This window comes from Phyllobacterium sp. TAF24, from assembly GCF_052113785.1.
Taxonomy (GTDB): Bacteria; Pseudomonadota; Alphaproteobacteria; order Rhizobiales; family Rhizobiaceae; genus Phyllobacterium.
The window spans coordinates 63,665-89,018 of sequence record NZ_JBFRDN010000002.1; the positions used below are offsets into that span (position 1 = coordinate 63,665).

Consider the following 25,354-nt stretch of genomic DNA (forward strand, 5'->3'; position numbering starts at 1 on the left):
GACGCGGCCTTTTTAGTCTCGATATCTCGGTCAGTTCGTGGCAGCGACCTTGCCGATGCCGAAGAACAGGGTTTCGCCGGATGAATTGTCGACGCCGTCATTGTCGGTGACCGCATAGCCATTGCCGTCGGCATCCACTGTAAAGCCTTCCAGCTTGTCGACCACAAAACCATTGGTGCTCTTGAGGTCGGCGATGAAATCATGCGCCAGCTTCTTTTCAACGACAGGCAGCTTCTCGCCAATCTTCGCGGGCTTCAAACCTTCGAGCGCCACGCGATAGAGCTTCTTGTTGGCAGCCTTGTCGCCAACAAGATTGTCGCGCTCGATGATGAAGAGCTGACCGTCATGGGCGGTGATTTCAGAAAGACCGACCCAACCGTCCTTGGTCTTGTCAAGCGGATAGGCAACAGCGCCCCAGCTCTTGTCCTTGATGTTGTAGCTCAGGAGTTTGACAAAGCCCTTTTCATCATCCTTCCATTCCCGCTGCACGGCCATCCACAACACCGTTGCGTCACCTTCGCCAACCCGGGTGATCCCCTCAAGACCAAAGCGGGTCTGATGCGGGAGCAATTCCTCGGGAAGTGCGATTTCCTTCTTGATCTCACCCTTGTCGTTCACGTTGAAAATGGCGTGAGGAACCAGCTTGGACTGGTCGCCTTCATTGGCAAGCCAGTAGCCGCCAGCACCGTCAGTGGTGATGCCTTCAAGATCGAGCTTCTGTGCCGGTTGACCACCGCGCGTCACCACCAGCGCATTGGTGATCTTTGCCGGGGTCTGCTTGGCATCGATTGTGTAGATGGTGGGCGCGGCGGAATAGAACGAGTCCGATACGGCATAAAGCTTGCCCGGCTCCTTCAGATCAGCAACAAGACCCGACAATGCACCCCAGCCGAGCGGCGTGCCATCATCCTTCGATTTGGACACGATCTTTGGATAGGACGGCTGCTGATCTTTCAACTCATAGACCATGACGTGGGATCGCGCACCGCCATCCTCGACCAGATCGGCTTCATTGGCTGTCACGAACAGGTTGCGCGATGGAATGGCAAGAATACCTTCCGGAGCAATGCCGGACGGCAGCAGCTGTACAAATTCCGGGTCCTTGCCGGTGTCCTTGTAAACGCCCACAACGGAGGCGCGCTCGCTGGCGATGAACAGATAGTTCACATCGCCAAACTTGGCGACTTCAGCGCCTTCAAGTTCAACGCCCTTCTTGTTGCGCTTATCGGGATAATGACCAGCTTCGGCAATCTTGTGCTCAAGCGACGGGCCTGATTCATAGAGAAGCTTGCCGTCCTTGGAAAAAATGGTGAAGCTGCGCGAACCGCCCTTGTAGTCACCTTCATTGGCGATGACGATCCGGTCATTATCGAGCCATTTAACAGTATCCGGCTCACGCAGCACGCCCTTCATGCCGCCATCGAACTTGAGGACGCCGTCGTTCTTGACGTCAATCTTGTCGAGATCAACAGCACCCGCCGAGAAATGCGATGTAATCTTGCCGCTTGCCGCATCGATAATTGCAATGTGGTTGTTTTCCTGCAGCGTAACGGCGATCTGGTTCTCCTTGTTGATGGACACGAACTCAGGCTCGGCATCATCAGGGGCAATTTCGGACAGACCTGTCAGCGTCACGCTTTTCATGCTGGCACAGTCAGGGGCGCCATCCTTAAGCGCAAAAATCTTGAGATCGCCTGAGGGAAGCTGCGGTATTTCACCGTCATTCAGTTTTTCATCGCGCTCATTTTCAATGGCGATGGCAGCGAATGTCTTGTCGGGCGAAACGGCGACCGAATCCGGCTGGCCGCCAAGCTCACAACTTGCCTGCACCTTGCGTGAAGCCAGATCGATCACATCGAGCCGGCCTGAGGGATTCTTGTGGTCCTTCGAGGTATTGACCGCAGCCAATACCTTGCCACCGGCAACGGCAACAGATGTGGGCTCGCCTTCAACCTTGATCAGGCCGCCAGCCTTCGGCTTGGCCGCATCGGTGATATCGACAAAGCCGATCGCGCCATAAGGGCTATCGGAATAAATAAGCGTCTTGCCGTCTTCCGACGCCGTGATGATCTCGGAGGATGTTGCCTTCGATTTGTCTGCATCTTTTGGCAGATTATCTGCAACGGGAAAGCTGGCGATGCGGTTGAAAACCGGTTCAGCGGCGGCGGGCAGAGCAACGGATGCGGCCAGAGCGGTCCACAGCCCGAAGCAAAGGAATTTGTGCGACATGGGTTGAATCTCCTCTTTTTTATCAGGGATGAGTCACCCGGTTGCATTGCAGTGCAATGACAGTTTCGTGACAGTTCGATGAAACCGGCAACGGCATTGGGACGTAACGAAAACCGATTCTTGCCGAACGGGGAATTTAAGGCTATATAACGCCTCGAATTCCCGGAAATTGTGGTTGAACCCACGTCCCGCCTCACCGGAGCGGACGAACGAGAGGACTATATTCAATGGCCACCCAGCTTCTCATGCCAAAGGCAACGGCCGTCTGGCTTGTCGACAACACCGCTCTGTCTTTTGACCAGATTGCAGGTTTCTGCAAACTGCACCCGCTTGAGGTGAAAGCTATTGCGGACGGTGAATCGGCGCAGGGCATCAAGGGGCTGGACCCGCTGATCACAGGTCAGTTGTCGCGCGAGGAAATCGCCAAGGGTGAAGCCGATATCAATCACAAGTTGAAGATTCTTGAGCCGAAAGTACGTGTGCCGGAAGCCAAGCGTAAGGGCCCGCGCTACACACCGCTATCCAAGCGTCAGGATCGTCCGAACGCTATTCTTTGGTTGGTGCGCAACCATCCGGAACTGAAAGATGCGCAGATTTCGCGCCTCATCGGCACGACGAAATCGACCATCGAACAGATCCGCAACCGCACCCACTGGAACTCGAACAATCTTCAGCCAATGGACCCGGTAACACTGGGCCTGTGCTCGCAGATCGATCTCGACCTTGAGGTCGAGCGTTCTTCACGCAACCGTCCAGTCCAGCCAGGCGAAGGCGGCGACACATTGCTGCCAGCCTCCGCTACGGAAAATCTGGATATCCAGCCAGTCGTCCGTGAAGAGGACGAAGAGCTTGATGCGGACAAGGTTTTCGCCAAGCTGTCTTCGCTCAAGGGCCGCAATGCGGACGAAGACGAAGAAGAATAAGCATCACGATTGCCTTGACGGGCAGTTCCGAAATCAGGAAAGCTCCGCCTCTGGTGGAGCTTTTTTGTTTTGGAGGGAATGGTTTTGCTGCCGATATTCGAGACCGAACGCCTTTTCCTGCGCCCGCGCACCATGGCCGATCTTGAGGCCAGCATGGCGATGGACCGCGACCCGGAAGTGACGAAATATGTACCGGGACCTTGGCATGATCCGGAAGAACATCGCCGCTTCGTCACATCCCGTATTGAGACAAATTTCGGCTTCGGTTTGGGCTATTGGTCTATTTTTGCGAAACAACAGCCAGAACTGTTTTTAGGATGGGTTCTGCTCATTCCTGATAATGCCGTGGGACCGGATATCGAAATCGGTTGGCGGCTCAATCGCCACGCATGGGGCAAGGGCTATGCGACCGAAGCGGCACGGCCTCTCATTCTTCATGCATTTAACACCGTGGGTATCGATCGCATCATCGCCGAGATTCATCCTGAGAATGCGGCATCGATCCATGTCGCACAAAAGATCGGGTTCAAAGCCGAGCAGGATGGTGTTCCATACAAACGTTTTGTCATGACCCAAGAGGATATGACGCCTTAAGACGCCTTCTTCGCATCAGGCGCTTCACTCAATTCCACACGGCGGTAGAAATCGGCCAGCGTCTTGCCGCGCTCCTGACGGAAAATGCGCAATGCTTTGTCAGCCTTGGATATCCGGTCGATACGGAATGTCCTGAAATCATTGCGCAGCTCGCACCAGCTGATAACAGTCCAGACCTTGCCCCAGAACCACAGGCCAAGCGGACGGATATCGCGCAGGCTTTCCTTGCCATCAAGGTCCTTATAGGTGATCGACAGCACCTGACATTGGTCCGCAGCGTTTTCAGCCAGATCGATCATCGCCCGGTCATGGCTGCTGATATTGGTGCTGGACGAATGGATATGCGTGTTGGCGATGCGCGGGCGGTCATCCTTGGGCAGGACTGCGCCAATCTTGATGATGGCTTCCTCAGCGGCACGCGCCATGGAAGCACCGCCCCAGGCCGTAATCAACCGGGCTCCGGCAACCAGCGCCACCACCTCATCACGGGTAAACATCAGTGGAGGCAGGTCAAAACCCTCGCGCAGGATGTAACCGACGCCTGCCTCTCCATCGATCGGCACGCCTGTTGATTGCAGGTCGGCGATATCGCGGTAGATGGTACGCTCGGACACTTCAAGCTTTTCCGCCAGCTGGCGCGCGGTGACAAGGCGTCCGCCGCGGAGTTTCTGCACAATCTGAAAGAGACGGTCTGCTCGTCGCATGTCACTATTCCTTCAGGCCTTCATTGAGGCGCTGTTCGGTTACAAATCTTCTTCGGCAGTCAACCCGTTGCCTGATACTCACGTGCGATAAAGCTGCGCATTTCGGCAATCTGCCCAGCCTGCTCAGGCAGAACCGCTTCAAGAAACTCTGTGGCAAATGTGCCGGGAGCCGAGCCGGCAGCACTGACAATATGCGCGTCACGCACCGCATGGGGCACATCCTGATAGAGAGAAGAGCCCGCATATTCACCCATGACCGACTGTATCCAGCCAGCCCCATTGCTGGTGTGTTTGCGGCCCTCGAAAAGACCAGCGCGTGCCAGAGCCAGCGTGCCGCCGCAAATGCCCCCAACAATTCCGCCGCCTGACAAAACTGACTTCAAAAGCGGTGCAATGTCAGGAGCGTCTTCTGACGGCCATGTGTTGGCACCGATGACGGCAACCGCATCCAGATCGGTATTATCCTGCGGCTCAAGCCCGCGATCCGGCACAAGATGCAAGCCGCCAATGGATTTCAGTGGACCTGATGTCGGAGCCAAGGCAATTATCCGCGCACCAAACCATTCGACAGCTGAGCCAGCCAACAAGCCGAATTCCCAATCAGCAAACTGATCGATGAATACGAGGCCGATTGTCTTTTTCTGGTCCATGGCAGATGCTCCCTTTGGCTTCAATAATTAGTATTCTAGCGTCAAATGACCGTTCTGGCTTGTTTTTCTGCCTCTATGCGGCATTGGGCGCTGCAGGCGATCGGAACGGCGAATCGCGCTGGCATTGTCATTGCCAGCTGCGATGTCCTTCACCGAATTGCGCATCGCAAGACGTTCCGCATAGGCATCGGGCCAGCCAATGTCTTTCAGCAGATAGTCAGGAAGATTGTTGATGGCGCGTTCAGTCCGCATTTCCTCGCGTGTGTGCGTGTATCCCGTCCACAGACGCTTCACCGTGTTGACGATGCCGAAATCAATCATATTCATGTCCGTGTCTCCTTTGCTTATGAAGACACTATCGCACACCCCTCCTGACAACCTTCTGTCAGGAGCCTGTCAGCAGGGAGTGAAAAATAGCACCTATGATTTGACGGGAACCGTGTAATTGAGGGGCAATCGCCCGCCATCGGCATAAATGGTCTGGCCGGTGATATAGCTGGCATCGTCGGACGCCAGAAACGCGGCAATGGCAGCAATTTCTGATGGTTCCCCAATCCGGCCAAGCGGAGTGCGGGAAAGCATGCGCTGCTTCGAAGCCGCATCGGAATTCACAGCCTCCAGCATATCCGTATTGATCGAACCGGGTCCAATGGCATTGACCCTGATCCCGTGGGTGGCGAGCGACACGGCCATAACCCGTGTCAATTGGTTCACACCGCCCTTGGAGATGGAATAGGGCACCTGATTGGGTAGGCCAAACAGGGCATTTATCGAAGAAAGATTGATGATTGCGCCGGGCGACCCGCCCTTCTGCACCTTGTCCACCATGTGACGGCCTATCGCCTGCCCACACAGGAACGACCCTTTCAGGTTGATGCGCAGAACCCGGTCGAAATCCTCTTCCTTGAGATCGAGGAATTCGGCCTTGTGAACAATACCGGCATTGTTGACGAGAACATCGATATCGCCAAATGCATCAAGGGTCGCTGCTACCAGATTATGCACATCAAGTTTGCTGCTGACATCCGTAGAAGTGAAGCGCACCTTGCCAAAACCGCTGAGATCCTTGACCGCCGCAAGCCCGCGTTCATCATTGCTGTCGGCAATCATCACGCTCGCGCCGTCCTGCAGAAAGCGCCGGGCAATGGCATTGCCGATACCCTGAGCACCGCCGGTAACAATTGCGATCTTGCCATCCAAAGCCATATTCGATTCTCCTGATTGGGAATCGAAGCTTAACTCTCACGCCCCGGGGGTCAACCGGCGGGAACGCCAATACCCCTTGCATTCAGCACCGCCTTGATCTCGTCGAGAATGGCAGGGTCATCGATGGTCGCCGGCATGTTCCACGGCTCCTGATCGGCGATCTTCTGCATTGTGCCGCGCAGGATCTTGCCGGAGCGCGTCTTGGGCAGGCGCTTGGCAGTAACCGTAATCTTGAAGGCGGCAACCGGCCCGATCCTGTCACGGATAAGCGCCACGCAATCCTTCTCAATGTCTTCGGCCGCTCGGGTAACGCCGGATTTAAGCACGATGAAGCCGCAAGGTACCTGCCCTTTGAGATGATCGGCAATGCCGATAACAGCACATTCGGCCACATCCGGATGACTCGACAAGACTTCTTCCATAGAGCCCGTGGAGAGGCGATGGCCCGCAACATTGATGATATCGTCGGTGCGGCTCATGATGTAGATATAGCCGTCCTCGTCGATGATCCCGGCATCAGCTGTTTTGTAGTAGCCGGGGAATTCCGCCATATAGGCATCGCGAAACCGTTGATCGGCCTTCCATAATGTCGGCAGGCACGCGGGCGGTAGCGGCAGCTTGACGACGATATTGCCAAGTTCGCCCCGCTTTACCGGATGTCCGGCATCGTCAAGCACCTGCACGTCATAACCGGGCATCGGCACTGTCGGCGAGCCGTATTTGACAGGAAGCATGCCAAGGCCTGCGGGATTAGCGGCCATCGGCCAGCCGCTCTCCGTCTGCCACCAATGGTCGATGACGGGAACGCCGAGCTTTTCCTCGGCCCATTTGATCGTGTCGGTGTCCGCCCGTTCGCCCGCCAGAAACAGATATTTGAGCGAGGAGAGATCATATTTGCCGATGAATTCGCCCTTCGGATCTTCCTTCTTGATGGCGCGGAAAGCCGTTGGCGCCGTAAACAGCACCTTGACCTTATGGTCTGAGATCACCCGCCAGAATGTTCCGGCATCGGGTGTTCCCACCGGCTTGCCTTCGAAGAGCACGCTTGTTGCGCCTATGAACAGCGGTGCATAGGTTATGTATGAGTGACCCACGGCCCAGCCGATATCGGAAGCGGCCCAGAATACCTCGCCAGCATATGTGTCATAGATTGCCCCCATGGACCAAGCCAGAGCCACCAGATGCCCGCCATTATCGCGCACCACGCCCTTTGGCTGACCTGTCGTGCCTGATGTGTAGAGAATATAGAGCGGATCGGTTGCCTTTACAGCCGCACAGGGCACCTTCCGGTCTTTCGCCGCGCTTACTGCTTGCGCATAGTCGAAATCGCGCCCCTGCACCAGCTCATGCGGCTGCTGCGGGCGCACGAGAATGAGGCAGGAACTGACCTTGTGCGCCGCCTCGTCAATGGCCTTGTCGAGCATCGGCTTGTAGGCCACCACCCGCCCCGGTTCGAGACCGCAGGAAGTGGCGATAATCATGACGGGCTTCGCATCATCAATACGCGTTGCCAGCTCATGGGCAGCAAAGCCGCCAAATACGACGGAATGAACAGCGCCAATCCGCGCACAGGCAAGCATCGCCACCACAGCCTCGGGAACCATAGCCATATAGATGATAACGCGGTCGCCTTTTCCGACACCTCTGTCGATCAACACAGCTGCCAGCGCATTCACCTCATCCAGCAGCGCCGCATAGGTGATCTTGCGGCCTGTGCCRGTTATCGCGCTGTCATAAATCAGGGCGATCTGATCAGCCCGTCCGCGCTCCACATGGCGGTCAACGGCATTATAGCAGGTGTTGCATTCAGCGCCCGGATACCAGCGCCCATAGGGCTCCTGTGTGGCATCAAACACCTGTTCCCATGGCCGCATCCAGTCAATAGCCTGAGCAGCCCCGGCCCAAAATCCCTCCGGATCGGATTGCCAATCCCGATAGACCTGCGCGTAACGTGATGTCATAAATATCCTCCCAGATACCGCACCTTCCTCAATGTATGCGGCAGAGTCAAAGGCCTATTTGACAATTGGCGGGGGATCGCACACTTGTCGAATCCCACTTCACCCGTTCCGATCAGGCTGCAGGCTTTTTATCACAATGCTCAAGATTTTGCCCCTGCTGCTGATTCTCCTGATGGCATTGCATCTCATCAAGCCACTGGGCTGGCCGGGGATGAAAAAGCGTGGGGATTTCTGGAAAATCGCCGCCGGAGCCATTTTTGCCATGCTGATCATCGTGATTGCCAGCCATAGCGGGTTGTGAGTCGGATGGATGGGTGGGTTGTAGGGAGTCAAATTCTGCAACGTTGGTGACTGTCGTTGCATCCACCCAAGTCCCTCATGGTTGTTATGCCCGACAGGGCAGAGGGGGGTGGGGTGCAATCGCTCTGCTGAATCAATCGAACAGCAGAAACCTCAGCCCGATGCCCTCTCACCATTTGTCAAATTAAGCACATAGGGCACGAGGTGTTTTGCCCAGGCATCATAGCCAAGCGCCGAAGCGTGAAAACCATCACTGGAGAAGCCTTCAGGCCCTTCCACCGGCAGGCGCGTTGCCGGTATTGCCATCCGTTCCCGGCAAAGCCGTTCGCCCATGGCGTTGATCGCACTTGCACGCCCTTCCAGAATGCGCCCGAGCAGCGGCGGCATGGCAGGCACATCACGAAAATCGATAACTGGTGACCAGACAATCGATGTCTCAGGCCACTTTGCCTTGAGCGCATAGAGCAGCCCGCCGAATTCCTTCTTGAAACGGGAAACCGAATGGAAATTCTTGGTATCGTTCGAGCCGGTTGTCAGCACTATATGGGTCCACATGCCCCGTTCGATATTGGGCACCACATGATCACGCAACTGGCCTGATGTAGCCGAATTGAACCCGGCAGCACGCCAGATGATCTTGCGACCAGTGCGCCCCTGCAAATGCACGGCGAGCCGCACACAAAGGCTTTGCCAGACATCACTGACACCCACACCAGCAGCCGAGGAATCACCCAGCACCAGCAGGCGGATTGCCGGTTCCTTGCCTGCAATTTCGCCAACCGGAAACGCACCCGGCGGCACCATGCGTTCCGTATTCAGGCGTACCGCTATTCCCTGCCACGCATAGACGGGAAACAGCAGCCAGCTGACAAGGGGATGGAAAGCCGATGGTTTGGTCAAACGTGCCTCATAAACATAAAAAAGCCCGGACCTGATTCCGGCCCGGGCTCTATGAGAGACGCTTTTAGATAAAAAACGCTTAAGCGGCCTTTTCCAGGTCCTTTTTCCAGCCGCCTGTTGCGGCAAGGCTGTTCATTTTGGCGCGGTGCGCAAAAGCGCGCTGACCGGCTGCAACATTCTCCGACTTGCCGTTCCAGGCGCTCAGAGCCGCGGCCTGCAAAGCGCGACCATAGGAGAAAGTCAGCTTCCATGGCAGGTCGTGAGCAGCATTCATCGCTGAAAGATGCGCTGTTGCTTCTTCATCCGACTGACCACCGGAGAGGAACGCAATGCCTGGGATCGCCGATGGAACCGTCGACTTCAACAGACGAACCGTCTGCTCGGCAACCTGTTCGACCGAAGCCTTGCGGGCATTCTTGCCATCGATAACCATGTTTGGCTTGAGGATCATGCCTTCAAGCACAACGCGGGCATCATAAAGTTCAGTGAAAACAGTCTTCAGAACCCATTCGGTCACATCGTAGCAGCGCTCAATCGAATGCGTGCCGGGCTTACCGTCCATCAGCACTTCAGGCTCGACGATCGGCACAATACCGGCTTCCTGACAAAGAGCGGCATAACGGGCCAAAGCCTGCGCATTCTGCTTCACAGCGCCCCAAGTCGGCAAATTGTCGGAAATATTGATAACGCCGCGCCATTTGGCAAAGCGCGCACCGAGCTTGTGATATTCGGCCAACCGGTCGCGCAGGCCATCGAGGCCTTCGGTGATCGTCTCACCAGCAAAACCGGCGAGATCCTTGGCACCCGCATCAACCTTGATACCCGGAATGCTGCCCGCAGCTTTCAGGAGCTGCACGAAAGGTGTGCCATCCTTGGCATTCTGACGGAGGGTTTCATCATAGAGAATGACGCCGGAGATGTAATTCTTCATGGCATCATCGGAGCGGAACAGCATTTCGCGATAGTCGCGGCGGCTATCGGCTGTCGATTCAAGCCCGATTGTATCGAACCGCTTCTTGATCGTTGCGGTGCTTTCATCCGCAGCAAGCAGGCCTTTGCCGTTGGCAACCATTGCAATTGCGATATCTTCCAGGCGTTCGCTCATAGATCATGCACTCCGTTTTTCGTTGTCTGGCCCATACCAGAAGCTCATATCAAACGGAATGGCAGTTCAAGCCTTTGAAACGATTGAAATTTTTTCAACCGATTTAACAGGATAACATTTTCTGTTCTTCGTTAATCCGGGGCCTGTTTAAAGACCCCGGATCAGCTTGAATGCGCCATTAACGCTTGAGTACATCAACACCCGGAAGCGGCTTGCCTTCCATCCATTCAAGAAAAGCGCCGCCTGCGGTCGAAATATAGGTCATATCATCGGCAACGCCCGCATGGTTGAGCGCGGCCACCGTATCGCCGCCACCTGCAACCGAGACAAGATGGCCTGTTTTTGTACGCTGGGCCACATGCCGGGCCGCCGCAACGGTTGCCTTGTCAAACGGCGTTAGCTCAAAAGCACCAAGCGGGCCGTTCCAGACGAGTGTTGCCGCATCATCAATCGCACCTTTGATGCGCTCGATTGACTGAGGCCCCACATCGAGGATCATGCCATCCTCGGGGATTGCATCCAGACCATAGGCGTGGGACGGCGCATTGGCTTCAAAATGCCAGGCAACAACGGCATCTACAGGCAGAATGATGGTGCAGTTGGCGGCCTGCGCCTTGGCCATAATTTCGCGAGCGGTGTCGGCAAGATCATGCTCGCACAGCGATTTGCCAACCTTGACACCCTGTGCCGCCAGAAATGTATTGGCCATGCCGCCGCCAATCACAAGCGCATCGACCTTCTGTACAAGATTGCCGAGAAGATCGAGCTTGGATGAAACTTTTGCACCGCCGACAACAGCAACAACCGGACGCTTCGGATTGCCAAGACCACTTTCCAGCGCTTCAAGTTCCGCCTGCATGGTGCGGCCCGCATAAGCAGGCAAGACATGCGCCAGACCTTCAGTCGAGGCGTGGGCGCGGTGGGCTGCCGAAAACGCGTCATTGACGTAAATATCGCCATTGGCCGCAAGCGCCTTGACGTAAACAGGATCGTTCTTTTCTTCGCCCTTATGGAAACGTGTGTTCTCAAGTAGCAGAATATCGCCGTCATTGAGTTTAGCGACGGCTTCCGCGGCCTTATCGCCAATGCTGTCCTCGGCAAAATGAACATTCTGGCCGAGGACCTTGGCAACCGCATGGGAAATTGGCTTCAGGGTAAATTCCGGCGTCGGGCCATCTTTCGGGCGACCGAAATGCGCAAGCAGGATGACCTTGGCGCCCTTCTTCGACAATTCGAGAATGGTGGGAGCAACACGCTCGATCCGGGTGGCATCCGTTACATGGCCATTGGCAACCGGCACGTTGAGGTCAACACGCAGAAGAACGCGTTTTCCCTTAACATCGGCATCATCGAGAGTCTTGAAAGCTGGCATGGTCATCATCCCTGTCTGGATCGGAGACTATCCGGTCACTTGCAGACCGAACACTCCCGTTATCATAAGCAAAAACAAAAATGGCGGGTGTTGTCGACCCGCCATTTTGCAACATATCAGGCCTCAGTCACTCAGATGACCTTGCTGAACGCGACGGCCGTGTCAGCCATGCGGTTCGAGAAGCCCCATTCATTGTCGTACCACGACAGGACGCGAACGAAGGTTCCGTCCATGACCTTGGTCTGGTCGAGATGGAATATGGAGGAATGCGGATCGTGGTTGAAGTCGATGGAGACATTCGGCGCATCCGTATAACCAAGAATGCCCTTCAGCTTGCCATTGGCAGCGGTCTTGATCGCATCATTGATCTCGGCAACCGTTGTCGCACGCTTGGCAACGAACTTGAAATCCACAACCGAGACGTTCGGGGTTGGAACGCGGATCGAGCTGCCGTCAAGCTTGCCATTGAGTTCTGGTAGAACAAGGCCAACGGCCTTGGCAGCGCCTGTTGAAGTCGGGATCATCGACAAAGCCGCAGCACGGCCGCGATAAAGATCCTTGTGCATGGTGTCGAGCGTCGGCTGGTCACCGGTGTAGCTGTGGATCGTGGTCATGAAACCATGATCGATGCCAACGGCTTCGTTGAGCACAAAGGCAACCGGCGCAAGGCAGTTGGTGGTGCAGGACGCATTGGAAATAACCAGATGCTCCTTGGTCAGCTTGTGATCGTTCACGCCGAACACAACAGTCAGATCAGCACCATCAGCGGGAGCCGAGACGATAACGCGCTTGGCACCGGCTTCGAGGTGAGCCGCAGCCTTGTCGCGGGCCGTGAAGATGCCGGTGCATTCAAGCGCGATATCAACATCAAGCTCTTTCCAAGGCAATTCTGCCGGGTTGCGCACCGCAGTTACCTTGATCGGACCCTGACCAACATCGATGGTGTCGCCGGATACCGTAACAGTACCGGGGAAGCGGCCATGGACGGAGTCATAGCGCATCAAATGCGCATTGGTTTCGACTGGACCCAGATCATTGATGCCGACGACTTTAATGTCAGTGCGGCCGGACTCGATAATAGCGCGAAGAACATTGCGGCCAATGCGGCCAAACCCGTTGATTGCAACGCGAACAGTCATTTTTTAGTTTCTCCTTGGGGGTTGAGGGTCAAGACCCTGGGCGCCCTTGCTTAAGCGGTAAACCGCCGATTATTTCAACTTGCCTTCTGCCGCCGAAACGATGGCTTCCGCTGTAATACCGAAATGCGGGTAAAGCTCTTCAATCGGGCCGCTGGCACCAAAGCCGGTCATGCCGACAAAGATGCCGTCAACGCCGATGAAACGGTCCCAGCCGAGGCGAATTGCAGCTTCCACCGCAACCTTGACTGGCGCATCACCAAGCAGGGCACGCTTGTAGTCTTCGCTCTGCTGTTCGAAAAGCTCGAAGCAGGGCACGGATACAACGCGGGCCGGATGGCCGTTCGCTTCCAGCTGTGCACGGGCGGCGAGAGCGATCTCGACTTCCGAACCGGTCGCAAAAATCGTCACTTCCGCCTTGCCGCTTGCCGCAGCGAGTTCATAGGCACCATAGGCGCACTTGTTCTCATCCACATGCACGGTGCGGACTGTCGGCAGGTTCTGACGTGTAAGCGCCAGTGTCGACGGTGTCTTGCGCGACTCCAGTGCCAACTGCCAGCACTCGGCGGTTTCGACGGCATCGGCCGGACGGAACACGTAATTGTTCGGAATGGCACGCAGTGCAGCCAGATGTTCAACCGGCTGGTGCGTCGGACCATCTTCACCCAGACCGATGGAATCATGTGTCATCACATAGATGACCCGGATGCCCATCAGGCTCGAAAGACGCATCGCACCGCGCGCATAATCCGAGAAGGTAAGGAACGTGCCGGAGTAGGGAATGAGACCGCCATGCAGCGCGATACCGTTCATGGCAGCAGCCATGCCGTGCTCACGGATGCCGTAGTGCACATAGCGCTGACCGTAATCCTCAGGGCTGATGTTCTGCGTCTGGCTGGTCTTGGTGTTGTTGGAACCGGTGAGGTCTGCCGAACCGCCAATGGTTTCCGGGACCACGGCATTGATGACCTCAAGCGCCATTTCCGATGATTTGCGGGTCGCAACCTTCGGCTTGTCTTCCGAAAGCTTCTTCTTGTAGGCAATGATAGTGGCATCAAAATTACCGGGCAGATCGCCGCGCATGCGACGGTCGAACTCCGCGCGGATTTCCGCATCGGCGGCGGCCAGGCGCTTGTTCCATGCTGTATGTTCCCCAGCGGAACGCAGGCCGGAAAGACGCCACGTATCAAGAATATCGGCAGGGACTACGAAGGGCTCGGATGTCCAGCCCAGTGCCTTGCGGGCACCGGCGAGTTCTTCCGCACCCAGCGGCGAACCATGGACCTTGTTGGTGCCAGCCTTGGTCGGCGCACCGAAACCGATTGTTGTCTTGCAGGCAATCAGCGTTGGTTTGTCTGATTTGTGGGCCTTCTCAATCGCAGCAGCGATTGCATCCTGATCATGGCCATCGACATTGATGGAATTCCAGCCGGATGCTTCAACACGGGCGCACTGGTCCGTATTGTCAGCGAGCGAAACGGGACCATCGATGGAAATGTTGTTGTGATCCCAGAAAACGATGAGCTTGTTCAGCTTCAGATGCCCGGCAAGCGCGATGGCTTCCTGGCTGATGCCTTCCATGAGGCAACCGTCACCCACGATCACATAGGTATGGTGGTTTACCAGATCATCGCCGTACTCAGCGTTCAGCACGCGCTCGGAAAGCGCCATACCGACGGAATTGGCCAGACCCTGGCCGAGCGGGCCGGTCGTGGTTTCAATGCCAGCGGCGTGGCCATATTCCGGATGGCCAGCTGTACGCGAGCCAAGCTGGCGGAAATTCTTGATCTGGTCGATGGTGATATCTTCGTAACCGGAAAGATAGAGCACCGAATAAAGCAGCATCGAGCCGTGCCCTGCAGAAAGGACAAAGCGATCACGGTCAGGCCAATGCGGCGCTTTCGGATCGTGCTTGAGGAAACGGGTATAGAGAACGGTCGCAATATCGGCTGCGCCCATGGGAAGGCCGGGGTGGCCGGAATTGGCCTTCTCCACTGCATCCGCCGACAGAAAGCGGATTGCATTGGCCATTTGGTTCGATTTATCAGAATTGGTCATGTGTACCGTCTTTCGAAGAGGATAGGAAATGCCGTTTCTGGACGCCGGTTCAGACAAAATCCAAAAGGCACGCGACACATAGCAGGTGTCATGAGGGAGTCAATAAAACCTAAGGTAAAATGGCGCTTTCGAAAAGCGGGCTCTTTCGTCGCACAGGCTATCCTTAGCTGTATTATCAGTGCATGACTGGACTGTGACAACGCGGATTGATTGACGCGGTGTTGATGTGCCCTCTAGACTTCGGCGCATAAGTTGTTCTTCTTTTTGCGATTCGCGACAAAGAGCGACACACAGGGGAAACGCGAAAATGGCACAGGAAGCCACCCTCAAACAGGTTCTGGAAAGACTGGCAAAAGCCTTGGCTCACCTCGAGGACGCAGTTGATATGCGCCTTGAGCAGGAAGGTGATTTTGCCGAAGCCGAGGAAGAAGTCCAGCGCATGAACATGGACCGGCGAAAGCTGGCACAGGAGCTGGACGCATCGGAAGGACGTGCGGAACGCCTGGAAGCGGCAAACAAGGAAGTCTCTCGCCGTCTCGTAACGGCGATGGAATCCATTCGCACCGTACTGGACCGGTAGTATCGACATCAGTTGAAAGAGACGCCCATGGCCACTGTAACAGTTACGATTGACGGCAAAGCGTACCGGATGGCCTGTGACGAAGGCCAGGAGCAACACCTGACCGGCCTTGCCGAACGATTTGACCGCTACGTAACGCACCTCAAATCGTCTTTCGGCGAAATTGGTGATCTGCGCCTGACTGTCATGGCCGGCATCATGATCACCGATGAACTGCATGAATTGCAGATGCGTGTCAAAGGCCTCGAAAACGAGGCCGACGCCCTGCGCAAGAGTCGTGACGAGGCGCTGCAAAAAGCAGATAAGAACGACACGGCCATAACAGGTGTTCTTTCCGAGGTCACAACCCGTATTGAGAATCTCGCCGCAAAGATTGCGCCAAAAGCCAATTAAGATCGTTAGGTAACGAAGCGGGAGCAGGCCTTGCTGCTTTAGCCGCCGATTTCCTCGCGCAGCATTTCGAGTTCCAGCCACTCTTCCTCGAAACGTTCGAGGTCATGCCGTTTTTTGCCAATCTCCTCGACTGTCTTGTTGAAAAGCTGCGGGTTCTTGGCAAAAAGATTGGGATCAGCGAGCTTCGCCTCAAGCTTGTGGATGTCGGCGTGCAGCACCTCCATCTTGCCCGGCAGATTCTCCAGCGCAAATTTCTGCTTGTAGGAAAGCTTGCGCTTTTCCTCGCGCTGCGCCGCTGGCTTTTCGCTGGATGCATCAGCGGACGTCTGCGGCTTGGCGGTCTTGAGTTCCTTGCGGGTTGCCAGTGCCGCTTCCTTGCGTTGTGCCAGCATATCCGTATAGCCACCCGCATATTCCAGCCAGCGGCCGTCACCCTCGGGTGCGATGACTGACGTTACGGTACGATCAAGGAAATCGCGATCATGGCTGACCAGCAGCACCGTTCCGGCAAAACCGGAAACCAGTTCCTGCAGGAGATCAAGCGTTTCCATGTCGAGATCGTTGGTCGGCTCGTCAAGCACCAGCAGATTGGCCGGACGGGCGAGGACGCGCGCCAGCATCAGGCGCGCCCTTTCACCACCGGAGAGTTCGCGAATCGGCGTGCGCAGCTGCTCCGGTTGAAACAGGAAATCCTTCATATAGGACGCGACGTGACGCTGCTCGCCATTGACAATGACATTCTCACCGCGACCATCCGTCAGATAGTCGGAAAGCGTCTGCTCAAGGTTGAGACTGTCGCGCTTCTGATCGAGCACCGCGATTTCAAGATTGGTCCCGAGACGGATAAAACCGCTATCGGGTGCCAGCAAACCCGTCAGCATGGAGAGAAGCGTGGTCTTGCCGACACCGTTCGGGCCGACAAAGCCGACACAGTTGCCGCGCTGGATGCGGGTGGAGAAATCCTTGACGAGCACACGCTCGCCATAAGTCTTGACCAGATGTTCCGCCTCGATGACCAGCTTGCCGGATTCCTTGCTGTCGCTGGCTTTGAGAACCGCCGTTCCCTGCGCGCGCCGATGATTGCGGAATTCGCCGCGCATGGTGTGCAGCTCGCCGAGGCGGCGCATGTTGCGTTTGCGCCGTGCCGTAACGCCGTAGCGTAACCAATGTTCTTCACGCACGATCTGACGGCCAAGCTTGTGCAGATCGCGCTCTTCCTCCTCAAGCACCTTGTCGCGCCATTCTTCGAAAGCGCCAAAACCCTGATCAAGCCGTTTCGTAACGCCGCGATCAAGCCAGACCGTCGCGCGGCTGATGTTTTCGAGAAAGCGCCTGTCGTGGGAGATGACCACGATACTGGAGCGGATCTGCCTCAGCTCACCTTCCAGCCATTCAATGGTTGTCAAATCCAGATGATTGGTTGGCTCGTCAAGAAGCAGGATATCCGGCTGCGGTGCCAGAACCTTGGCCAATGCCGCACGGCGGGCCTCACCGCCCGACAGATTGTCAGGTTTTTCCTCTCCGGTCAGACCGAGATGTTCGAGAATATAGCTGACACGATAAAGATCATCCGCCGGTCCAAGACCTGCTTCGACATAATCGCGGACATTGGCGAAGCCCTCCATATCGGGCGCCTGTGCCAGATAGCGAACCGTCACACCAGGGTGGCGGAACACTTCGCCGTCGGTTGGCGCAATAAAGCCTGCCGCGATCTTCAGCAGCGTTGACTTGCCCGAACCATTGCGGCCAACAAGGGCGATACGGTCGCCCTCGCTGACGGAGATAGCCGCATCGGTCAAAAGCGGTGTGCCGCCAAACGTCAATGCAATCCGGTCAAGACGAAGAAGTGGAGGAGCCATGGAGTTTTTCAGTTCTGGAAAATGAGCGCTATTGCGTGACATCAGTGCCGACGGGCGCTTGTCGGCGAGATTGGCGCCGCTGTCAAATATCTTTACCATATAAAACAGAACAGGCCGGAAATCCGGCCTGTCTGCATTCATTCAGCAACGTGCTGCTGTTTAGTAGCCGCCGCCATTGTTATAACCGCCATAGCCTGCGCCACGGCCGCCATTGCCTTCACAGGGAGCATTATAAATGCTGCCATCGGGCCGCTGATAACGGCAAAGGTTCTGGTTGCCATTACCGCTACCGCTCGGTGTTGTTGCAGTACCAACAGCTGCACCCAGAAGCGCGCCGCCGGCCGCACCAATCACCGTGCTTTTGGTATTATGTCCGAGTGCCTGTCCGGCAAGTGCACCAACACCGCCGCCAATCAGCGCACCCGTCCCGGCACGCTGGTTCTGTTCGCTCGTTTCGCAGCCAGCCAACGACATGGCCAGAAGCGCTGAAACCGCAATCGCGGCTAAACGAAAACCCATTGTAAATCCTCTCAACATGAATATAGCGGGCAAACCTTGAAGCCCTAATGCGGCAGAAGAAAGATCGGCTTGAGCAGGCTGCAGTGCCCACAAACAGAAACAGGCCGGTTTCCCGGCCTGTCCTGTATTCCCTGATGGGGAAGAATTAGTAACCGCGGCAAGGTGCGCGATAGCGCTCGCCATAGCGGTTTTCGTACGTGCAATAACGACGACCACCACCATCATTGTTGGCTGTTGCGGCACCAACGGCGACGCCGCCAACACCACCGATAGCTGCACCAGCGAGCGCACCACGGCCACCACCGATTGCACCACCGGCCAATGCACCAAGGGCTGCACCGCCAACACCATAACCTGCAGCGCGCTGCTCACCAGTTGTACAACCGGCCACTGAAAGTGCCAGAACGGCTGCAACTGCTACTGTCGACAAACTTTTCAACATGGAAGACCTCTCCCGTTTTAAAACTAAACCTACCAGCTTGCGTCCCCAATGCTGTACCGCAAGAATTGCATTTTCCGCTTTGTTTTACAAGCGTTGGGCAATTTTACGGCGCCGCAATCAGAACTGCATTGCCTGAACGAAGCGATACGTGGAGATTTCCACACACGGCATTCGACACTGTAAGCGATGAACCGAAAGAAAGTTCCATATTTTCCAGCGGCCATCGCGCACCACGGATAAATAATCCACGCAGGGACGTAAATGCAACAATGCTGAACACAGTTCCATCAGCAAAATCGAACGAATATTCCCCTGCAACCAGAGGGTGCGCTTCTTCGGTCCCGCTCGACAGGATAATCTTTCGGCCTTCCGCAGCATAGCGGGTCGCCATGGTCAGGTGCAGCAGCATATGATCTGTGCGTTCACCACCAAAAGCACCGCAGAGAATCACTTCCGTCGCCCCCAGCCGATAGGCTTCGTTGAGCGCCAGTTCGCCGTCGGTCATATCTTTGGCCGCGGGAAATACCGAACGTGGTATATGGGCATAGCGTTCTGCCAACTCAGGCGATGTCGAATCGAAATCGCCCAGCCACAGCTCCGGTTCAAGGCCCAGCGCGCCCGCATGAACTATCCCACCATCGGCGGCAAGAATACGCGCTCCCGCCACGAGATGCCGGAGACGATCGGTAACGTGAAGCGTGCCACCAAGGAGAAGAACGAATTTGCTCATGCACCGGCCATAGCATGGCAAAAGCCGGTCGCACAGGGCTTGCTGAAGCGGTTCTACCCCAGCCGGCCGAGCACAATTGCCGCAATGCCTGCAATCGCGACGCCCACGGCCAGAAACAGGCTTGGATTGAGTGCCGCGAGGAATTTTTGATGGCGGAGACGCAAGCGCATCGAATTATTCTTTGGATTTCTCGACGCTGTCGTCTGCTGAACCCTGACGCCGGAATGATAAAAGCCATGACCCCGAAACATGATTGAACCTTTCTTTTGGAAAACAGGCCGTGAGGGGATGTTTTCGCGGCGGAAGATAGGGCTGGGAATGTCAGCTTTCGATTTGGCAGATTGGGCAAAACATAAGGATTTCATAAGCATCGACCGCTTGCACCGCTCTGGCCGAACCTCTATCCTTGCGATGCTCTAACGGGGTGCTTGGTCTGATCGACCGGCTGAGAGGCTTAAGGGGAAACCCTGCCAACCCGCGGAACCTGATCCGGTTTGTACCGGCGGAGGGATTAGACGCGGCAGATTTGCCGGCGCACCAATCCTTTTGAACCACGAACGATAGGAGGCGCCGATGCGGCCATTTGAGACTATTGTAAAAGCGGCGGCTGTTTTGGCCGCATTTGTCGGCCTTATGCCAATTGGCGTGGCACAGGCCGAAGGCAAACTCACCGTTTACACCTATGAAAGCTTCACCGCCGAATGGGGTCCGGGACCGAAGGTCAAGGAGGCTTTCGAGAAGCAATGTGCATGCACGGTGGAATTTGTAGCCGTTGCCGATGGCGTTGCGCTGCTCAACCGCATCAAACTCGAAGGCGAATCGACAAAGGCCGATATTGTTCTCGGGCTCGACACCAATCTGACCTATGAGGCCAAGGAAACCAATCTTTTTGCGCCCCATGGCATCGACACCAGCGCGGTGAATATCCCCGGTGGCTACAAGGATGATATATTCGTTCCCTATGACTACGGCTATTTCGCCGTCATTTATGATTCGGAAAAGCTGAAAACGCCGCCCGAGACTCTGAAAGAACTTGTCGAAGGCGATCCGACGCAGAAAATCGTCATCGAAGACCCGCGCACCTCGACGCCCGGCCTCGGTCTGCTTCTCTGGGTTAAATCTGTTTATGGCGACAAGGCCGGTGAAGCCTGGGCCAAGCTGAAAAATCGCGTTTTGACCGTCACACCAGGCTGGTCCGAAGCCTATGGCCTCTTTACCAAGGGCGAGGCCCCCCTCGTTCTGTCCTACACCACTTCTCCGGCCTATCATCTGATCGCCGAACGGGTGGATCGCTACAAGGCGATTTCATTCAGCGAAGGGCACTACTTGCAGATCGAGGTCGCGGCTCAAACTGTCAACGGTGCGAAAAACCCGCTATCGGCGCAGTTTCTAAGCTTCATGACCAGTCCGGCATTTCAGGATGCCATTCCTGAAAACAACTGGATGTACCCGGCGGCCAAAACCACTGACGCGCTCAACCCGGCCTTCGAGAACCTTGTGAAACCAGTCAAGACTTTGATCTTCCCAGCCGAAGAGGTTGCCAAGAACCGCAAAGCCTGGATCGATGAATGGCTGGCGGCCATGAGCCTGTAGCACCATGACTGCCACCCGCATGCTGAAACCATGGGCCGGGGCCATTGCCCTCGCCTTTCTGGCGGTGCTTGCGGGTGGCGCTCTTCTCGGCCTTGCAGGGGAAGCGCTGCGTGGAAGCACCGAAGGCTTTGCGGCTTTCGACAGCTATTTATGGCGTGTGGCGCGGTTTACCCTCATGCAGGCGCTACTATCGATGCTGCTTGCGGTTGCTTTTGCCATTCCCCTCGCCCGGGCGCTGCATGAACATCCCGCCTTTCCGGGCCGGGCGCTCATCTTACGCCTCTTTGCCCTGCCATTGGCCCTGCCCGCGCTTGTCGCGGTCCTTGGCATCACCAGCATTTATGGCCGCAATGGCCTGCTTGCTTTTGGTTTTGACAAGCTTGGAATCGATGCCAGACCCAATATTTATGGCCTTACCGGCATTCTGATAGCGCATGTCTTTTTCAACCTGCCACTGGCGACACGGCTCATACTTGCCAGCCTTGATTCCATTCCCTCCGACTATTGGAAACTATCCTCGCAGCTTGGCATGGGCAGTTGGGCCCGGTTCAAACTGATCGAATGGCCGGTCGTCAGGCGCAATCTTTCCGGTATTGCCGGACTGATCTTCATGCTCTGCATCACATCGTTCACCATCGTCCTGACGCTGGGCGGCGGGCCGCGCGCAACCACGCTGGAGGTTGCGATCTACCAATCCCTGCACTTTGACTTCGACATTGCCCGCGCCGTATCGCTTACACTGCTGCAGTTGAGCTTGACGATAGCCGTTCTGCTCCTGCTCGGCCTGACGGGCAAACCGGCAGAAGAGGGTTTCAGTCTTCAGACAAGTGCCCGACGGTTTGATCGACCGAACCGGACAACAAAAATCGCCAATACAGCAATAATCGTCCTTGGCCTGTTCTTCGTTGGTCTTCCCATGGCAGGAACCGTTGTCTCGGGGTTAGGCGCTGATCTGTCCCGGTTGATGACGGAATTCGCTGTCTGGCGCGCTATTATCACAAGCATCGTGCTTGGCGCGGGAGCCGCCCTCCTCTGCGTGCTTATCTCGCTCTCGCTTGTCATGGCACGGGAATATCTGCAAAGCCAAAGGCAGGCATCGGCGCCAGGCGTTTTCGAGCGTTCGCTGGATCTGGGTGCAAGCCTGATCATGGTCGTACCGCCCATCGTCATTGGTGCTGGCTGGTTCATTCTTTCACGCCATGTGATCGACCCATTCAGCCTTGCGCCTGTTATGGTCATTTGCGTTAATGCCGCCATGGCCGTGCCTTTCGCCTTCCGCATCCTGCGCCCCGCCTGGGATACGGCTGCAAGCCGTCACAACAGGCTTTGCCTTCAACTCGGCATATCAGGGTGGGATCGGTTGCGCCTGATCGACTGGCCCGTCTTGCGCCTGCCCATAGTTGTTGCCTTCGCCTTTGCCATGGCCCTGTCGCTTGGCGATCTTGGAACCATCGCGCTCTTCGGCAATGATTCCATCCAGACTCTGCCTTTCCTGCTCTTGCAGCGCATGGGAAGTTATCGCACACAGGATGCAGCAGGATTGGCGCTGATCCTGGGCGCTCTCTGCCTCTTGCTGATGTTCACGGCAGATCGCGGTGCTGCCAGCCTCACCCGACAGGACAATGAAAGAAATGACTGAACCGGTGAGAAAGTTGGCGGGGGGCGGAGCAGCGATCCGGCTTGATGCCGTTCGCTTCGATTATGGCGATATGGCCATGCATTTCGACTTTGCCATCGAACCATCATCCATCGCTGCGATCATTGGACCAAGCGGTGCAGGCAAGTCGACCGTTCTCAATCTGATAGCCGGTTTTGAGACGCCTGTATCCGGCCGGGTGTTGATCGCCGATCAGGACATGACCGAGATCGAGCCCTCGCAGCGACCGGTTTCGATGGTGTTTCAGGAGAACAATCTGTTTGCCCATCTCGATGTCGCCGCCAATGTCGGCCTTGGCCGCAAGTCCAATCTTCGGCTTGATGAGGCCGATTATGCTGCGGTCCGTGATGCTATCGCAAAAGTTGGTCTTGCCGGCAAAGAGCAGCGCAAACCACAGGCGTTATCGGGAGGCGAACGCCAGCGTGTGGCCATTGCGCGTGCGCTGGTTCGTAACCGGCCTGTGCTGCTGCTGGATGAAGCCTTTGCTTCACTTGGTCCGGCGCTGCGCCATGAAATGCTTGATCTTGTCAGCCAACTTCAAAAAGACACCGGAATGACCGTTGTCATGGTTACACATCACCCCGAAGATGCCCTGCGCCTACCATCAACGTTGTTTTTCCTTGAAAATGGCCGGGTTGCAGCGTCAGGTCCTGCCCGTGAATTGTTATCGGCCAAGGGTCCTGCGCTGTTGCGAAAATATCTCGGCTCGCAAGAGTTATCACTTTGACATATTTTGTACTCAATGGGTCTCATAAGAAATCAATGAAATTCTTGCTCCCGCCTGCTCAACGGGTTAGCTAGAAAGTAAGCACGCCGATTCCGCAGGCAAAAGACGAGTGAGAACTTGATTTTAGCGTTGGTACTGGCGCCGTACGACATGAGGACATGATTCTGGGCTCGCACATTCTCCCGATAGGCAATCGACGATTCTTTCCGGCAGGGCGAGGCACCACTGTGGCTTCGGCAACGCTGCTGCTTGCCTTTCTGTCAGGCTGCCAAGTCTTGAATGTAACGAAGGAAGATGCGCTTGGGCCGTCGTCCAGCCCTGTCATCGTTGACAACGTCTCGAAGAATGACCGTCTGGCGAAACTCAGCGCCGAACAGCATCCGCGTATCCTTGCCACCTATGGCGGCGAATATAAGGACGCAAAGCTGGAGCGCATGGTTGCCAAGGTTGTCGGCAATCTGACCACCGTTTCTGATAATCCGACCCATACCTACCGCATCACCATTCTGAATTCGCCCAATATCAATGCCTTCGCGCTGCCGGGTGGATATCTCTATGTCACACGCGGCTTGCTCGCCTTGGCCAATGACAGCGCCGAACTCGCCGCTGTTATCGCCCACGAAATGGGCCACGTCATCGCCAATCACGGTGTTGAACGTCAACAGCGCGAGGCGGAAGCTGTTATTGCCGGGCGTGTTGTATCGGAAGTTTTGCAGGATGATCAGGCGGGGCGTGAAGCGCTTATTCGCGGCAAGCTGCGCATGGCGCAGTTCTCACGCAATCAGGAACTGCAGGCTGACGCCATCGGCATCAAGATGATCGGTGAAGCTGGTTATGATCCCTTTGCCGCCGCGCGGTTCCTGCAATCCATGGCCGCCTATTCGGATTTCCGCAACGTCTCCGGCGCCACCGATGCCAGCCTCGACTTCCTTGCCAGCCATCCCTCCGCGCCGCAGCGTATTGAGCTTGCGCGCGGCCATGCCCGCAAGATCGGTGCGCCGGGTGTCGGTACGACCGACCGCGATTCCTTCCTGCAAGGCATTGACGGGCTGCTTTATGGCGACACCCCGGAAGAAGGCTATGTGCGCGGTCGTACCTTTGTGCATCCGCTGCTTGGTGTCAGCTTTACGGTTCCAGATGGCTTTGTCATCGACAATTCGGCTGCCGCTGTCATGGCAACGGGACCCGGCGAAGTCGCGATCCGTTTCGACGGAACGCAGATATCCGGCAAGACATCCATGGTCGATTATATGCGCAGCGGCTGGGTCACGGGCCTCGACAACGCCAGCGTCAAGGCAACGACCTTCAATGGCATGCCTGCCGCGTCGGCAAAGGCCAAAGCGGATCGTTGGGAATTTGATATTTTTGTCGTGAACTCCGGCGACCGTATCTATCGCTTCCTGACAGCAGCACCCACGGGCAGCACTGCATTGATGCCAGCTGCACAAACGGTCACACAGAGTTTTCATCTGCTGACGCCGCAGGAAAAGGCCAATATCAAGCCGCTGCGTATCAGGGTTGTCACGGTCAAATCGGGTGATACGCTTGCCAGCCTGTCCAACCAGATCATGGGAACAGACCGTAAGCTCGATCTCTTCCGGTTGATCAATGCCCTGCCGCCGGGCGGTACGGTTTCCGTCGGCGATAAGGTCAAGATCATTAGCGAATAACAAAAAAGCCCGGTAAAACCGGGCTTTTTGTTGAAATGGATGAACC

General features: G+C 56.1%; 24 protein-coding genes and 1 riboswitch. Of the genes, 9 read left to right on the forward strand and 15 right to left on the reverse strand.

From position 1 onward, the window contains the following. Window positions 1-30: 30 nt before the first annotated feature. Window positions 31-2,229 carry an esterase-like activity of phytase family protein gene (locus tag AB4Y96_RS02120; RefSeq protein WP_441915366.1) on the reverse strand — a complete coding sequence of 733 codons (2,199 nt, stop codon included), beginning with the start codon at window positions 2,227-2,229 and terminating at the stop codon, window positions 31-33. Between the two features lie 227 nt (window positions 2,230-2,456). Here AB4Y96_RS02120 and AB4Y96_RS02125 point away from each other — a divergent pair, with 227 nt between their 5' ends. Together AB4Y96_RS02125 and AB4Y96_RS02130 are read left to right on the forward strand one after the other, a co-directional pair. Then, a complete protein-coding gene (locus AB4Y96_RS02125; protein ID WP_091879786.1) occupies window positions 2,457-3,152 on the forward strand; it encodes a DUF1013 domain-containing protein in 696 nt (231 codons plus the stop codon). 78 nt (window positions 3,153-3,230) lie between these two features. Then, window positions 3,231-3,746, forward strand: a complete 516-nt coding sequence (locus tag AB4Y96_RS02130; RefSeq protein WP_441915369.1) for a GNAT family N-acetyltransferase — start codon at window positions 3,231-3,233, stop codon at window positions 3,744-3,746. Here AB4Y96_RS02130 and AB4Y96_RS02135 read toward each other — a convergent pair. The 5 genes from AB4Y96_RS02135 to AB4Y96_RS02155 all read right to left on the reverse strand — a co-directional run bounded on the left by AB4Y96_RS02135 (window position 3,743) and on the right by AB4Y96_RS02155 (window position 8,267). Then, window positions 3,743-4,450 carry a helix-turn-helix transcriptional regulator gene (locus tag AB4Y96_RS02135; RefSeq protein ID WP_091879784.1) on the reverse strand — a complete coding sequence of 236 codons (708 nt, stop codon included), beginning with the start codon at window positions 4,448-4,450 and terminating at the stop codon, window positions 3,743-3,745. The two genes, AB4Y96_RS02130 and AB4Y96_RS02135, sit on opposite strands and share 4 nt — an antisense overlap. A gap of 59 nt (window positions 4,451-4,509) precedes the next feature. Then, window positions 4,510-5,100, reverse strand: coding sequence for a DJ-1/PfpI family protein (locus AB4Y96_RS02140; protein ID WP_441915371.1), 591 nt, complete (start codon window positions 5,098-5,100; stop codon window positions 4,510-4,512). A gap of 27 nt (window positions 5,101-5,127) precedes the next feature. Beyond that, on the reverse strand, window positions 5,128-5,427 hold the full coding sequence (locus AB4Y96_RS02145; RefSeq protein ID WP_441915373.1) for a DUF1127 domain-containing protein: 300 nt from the start codon (window positions 5,425-5,427) through the stop codon (window positions 5,128-5,130). A gap of 93 nt (window positions 5,428-5,520) precedes the next feature. Next, entirely contained in the window at window positions 5,521-6,306 is a 786-nt protein-coding gene (locus tag AB4Y96_RS02150) for an SDR family NAD(P)-dependent oxidoreductase (protein WP_441915375.1), read from the reverse strand. A gap of 50 nt (window positions 6,307-6,356) precedes the next feature. Further along, window positions 6,357-8,267 carry a propionyl-CoA synthetase gene (locus AB4Y96_RS02155; protein WP_441915377.1) on the reverse strand — a complete coding sequence of 637 codons (1,911 nt, stop codon included), beginning with the start codon at window positions 8,265-8,267 and terminating at the stop codon, window positions 6,357-6,359. Window positions 8,268-8,403: 136 nt separating this feature from the next. Here AB4Y96_RS02155 and AB4Y96_RS02160 point away from each other — a divergent pair, with 136 nt between their 5' ends. Continuing rightward, window positions 8,404-8,568 (forward strand): hypothetical protein, encoded by a 165-nt coding sequence (locus tag AB4Y96_RS02160; RefSeq protein WP_227987715.1) that lies wholly within the window; start codon window positions 8,404-8,406, stop codon window positions 8,566-8,568. A gap of 152 nt (window positions 8,569-8,720) precedes the next feature. Here the strand turns inward: AB4Y96_RS02160 and AB4Y96_RS02165 are convergent, their stop codons facing one another. The 5 genes from AB4Y96_RS02165 to tkt all read right to left on the reverse strand — a co-directional run bounded on the left by AB4Y96_RS02165 (window position 8,721) and on the right by tkt (window position 15,138). Then, window positions 8,721-9,467 carry an SGNH/GDSL hydrolase family protein gene (locus AB4Y96_RS02165; RefSeq protein WP_441915379.1) on the reverse strand — a complete coding sequence of 249 codons (747 nt, stop codon included), beginning with the start codon at window positions 9,465-9,467 and terminating at the stop codon, window positions 8,721-8,723. Window positions 9,468-9,546: 79 nt separating this feature from the next. After that, complete coding sequence (locus AB4Y96_RS02170) at window positions 9,547-10,572, reverse strand: class I fructose-bisphosphate aldolase (protein ID WP_441915381.1); 1,026 nt, start codon at window positions 10,570-10,572, stop codon at window positions 9,547-9,549. Between the two features lie 178 nt (window positions 10,573-10,750). Next, complete coding sequence (locus AB4Y96_RS02175) at window positions 10,751-11,944, reverse strand: phosphoglycerate kinase (RefSeq protein ID WP_441915383.1); 1,194 nt, start codon at window positions 11,942-11,944, stop codon at window positions 10,751-10,753. A 131-nt stretch (window positions 11,945-12,075) separates the two neighbouring features. Then, window positions 12,076-13,083 (reverse strand): type I glyceraldehyde-3-phosphate dehydrogenase, encoded by a 1,008-nt coding sequence (gene gap, locus AB4Y96_RS02180; protein WP_441915385.1) that lies wholly within the window; start codon window positions 13,081-13,083, stop codon window positions 12,076-12,078. A gap of 69 nt (window positions 13,084-13,152) precedes the next feature. Next, a complete protein-coding gene (gene tkt / locus AB4Y96_RS02185; protein ID WP_091879771.1) occupies window positions 13,153-15,138 on the reverse strand; it encodes a transketolase in 1,986 nt (661 codons plus the stop codon). A gap of 307 nt (window positions 15,139-15,445) precedes the next feature. Here tkt and AB4Y96_RS02190 point away from each other — a divergent pair, with 307 nt between their 5' ends. Together AB4Y96_RS02190 and AB4Y96_RS02195 are read left to right on the forward strand one after the other, a co-directional pair. After that, window positions 15,446-15,718: a DUF4164 domain-containing protein gene (locus tag AB4Y96_RS02190; RefSeq protein WP_091879769.1), complete on the forward strand. Its 273-nt coding sequence runs from the start codon at window positions 15,446-15,448 to the stop codon at window positions 15,716-15,718. A gap of 27 nt (window positions 15,719-15,745) precedes the next feature. Beyond that, complete coding sequence (locus AB4Y96_RS02195; RefSeq protein WP_091879767.1) at window positions 15,746-16,111, forward strand: cell division protein ZapA; 366 nt, start codon at window positions 15,746-15,748, stop codon at window positions 16,109-16,111. 38 nt (window positions 16,112-16,149) lie between these two features. Here AB4Y96_RS02195 and AB4Y96_RS02200 read toward each other — a convergent pair whose 3' ends face one another. From AB4Y96_RS02200 to AB4Y96_RS02215, 4 genes are all read right to left on the reverse strand, one after another. Then, complete coding sequence (locus AB4Y96_RS02200; RefSeq protein WP_441915665.1) at window positions 16,150-17,970, reverse strand: ABC-F family ATP-binding cassette domain-containing protein; 1,821 nt, start codon at window positions 17,968-17,970, stop codon at window positions 16,150-16,152. Window positions 17,971-18,129: 159 nt separating this feature from the next. After that, window positions 18,130-18,489: a YMGG-like glycine zipper-containing protein gene (locus AB4Y96_RS02205; protein ID WP_091879765.1), complete on the reverse strand. Its 360-nt coding sequence runs from the start codon at window positions 18,487-18,489 to the stop codon at window positions 18,130-18,132. 145 nt (window positions 18,490-18,634) lie between these two features. Continuing rightward, a complete protein-coding gene (locus AB4Y96_RS02210; RefSeq protein WP_091879763.1) occupies window positions 18,635-18,931 on the reverse strand; it encodes a hypothetical protein in 297 nt (98 codons plus the stop codon). A gap of 103 nt (window positions 18,932-19,034) precedes the next feature. Then, a complete protein-coding gene (locus tag AB4Y96_RS02215; protein WP_441915389.1) occupies window positions 19,035-19,661 on the reverse strand; it encodes a thiamine diphosphokinase in 627 nt (208 codons plus the stop codon). 410 nt (window positions 19,662-20,071) lie between these two features. After that, window positions 20,072-20,189: riboswitch (TPP riboswitch) on the forward strand. A gap of 105 nt (window positions 20,190-20,294) precedes the next feature. Here AB4Y96_RS02215 and thiB point away from each other — a divergent pair. The 4 genes from thiB to AB4Y96_RS02235 all read left to right on the forward strand — a co-directional run bounded on the left by thiB (window position 20,295) and on the right by AB4Y96_RS02235 (window position 25,308). Further along, window positions 20,295-21,254 carry a thiamine ABC transporter substrate binding subunit gene (gene thiB, locus AB4Y96_RS02220; RefSeq protein ID WP_441915667.1) on the forward strand — a complete coding sequence of 320 codons (960 nt, stop codon included), beginning with the start codon at window positions 20,295-20,297 and terminating at the stop codon, window positions 21,252-21,254. A 4-nt stretch (window positions 21,255-21,258) separates the two neighbouring features. Next, entirely contained in the window at window positions 21,259-22,893 is a 1,635-nt protein-coding gene (thiP, locus tag AB4Y96_RS02225; protein WP_441915391.1) for a thiamine/thiamine pyrophosphate ABC transporter permease, read from the forward strand. Further along, window positions 22,886-23,638 carry a thiamine ABC transporter ATP-binding protein gene (gene thiQ / locus AB4Y96_RS02230; RefSeq protein WP_441915393.1) on the forward strand — a complete coding sequence of 251 codons (753 nt, stop codon included), beginning with the start codon at window positions 22,886-22,888 and terminating at the stop codon, window positions 23,636-23,638. Before thiP ends, thiQ begins: the two co-directional genes overlap by 8 nt. 242 nt (window positions 23,639-23,880) lie before the next feature. Beyond that, window positions 23,881-25,308, forward strand: a complete 1,428-nt coding sequence (locus AB4Y96_RS02235; protein ID WP_244518313.1) for a M48 family metalloprotease — start codon at window positions 23,881-23,883, stop codon at window positions 25,306-25,308. Window positions 25,309-25,354: the final 46 nt, after the last annotated feature.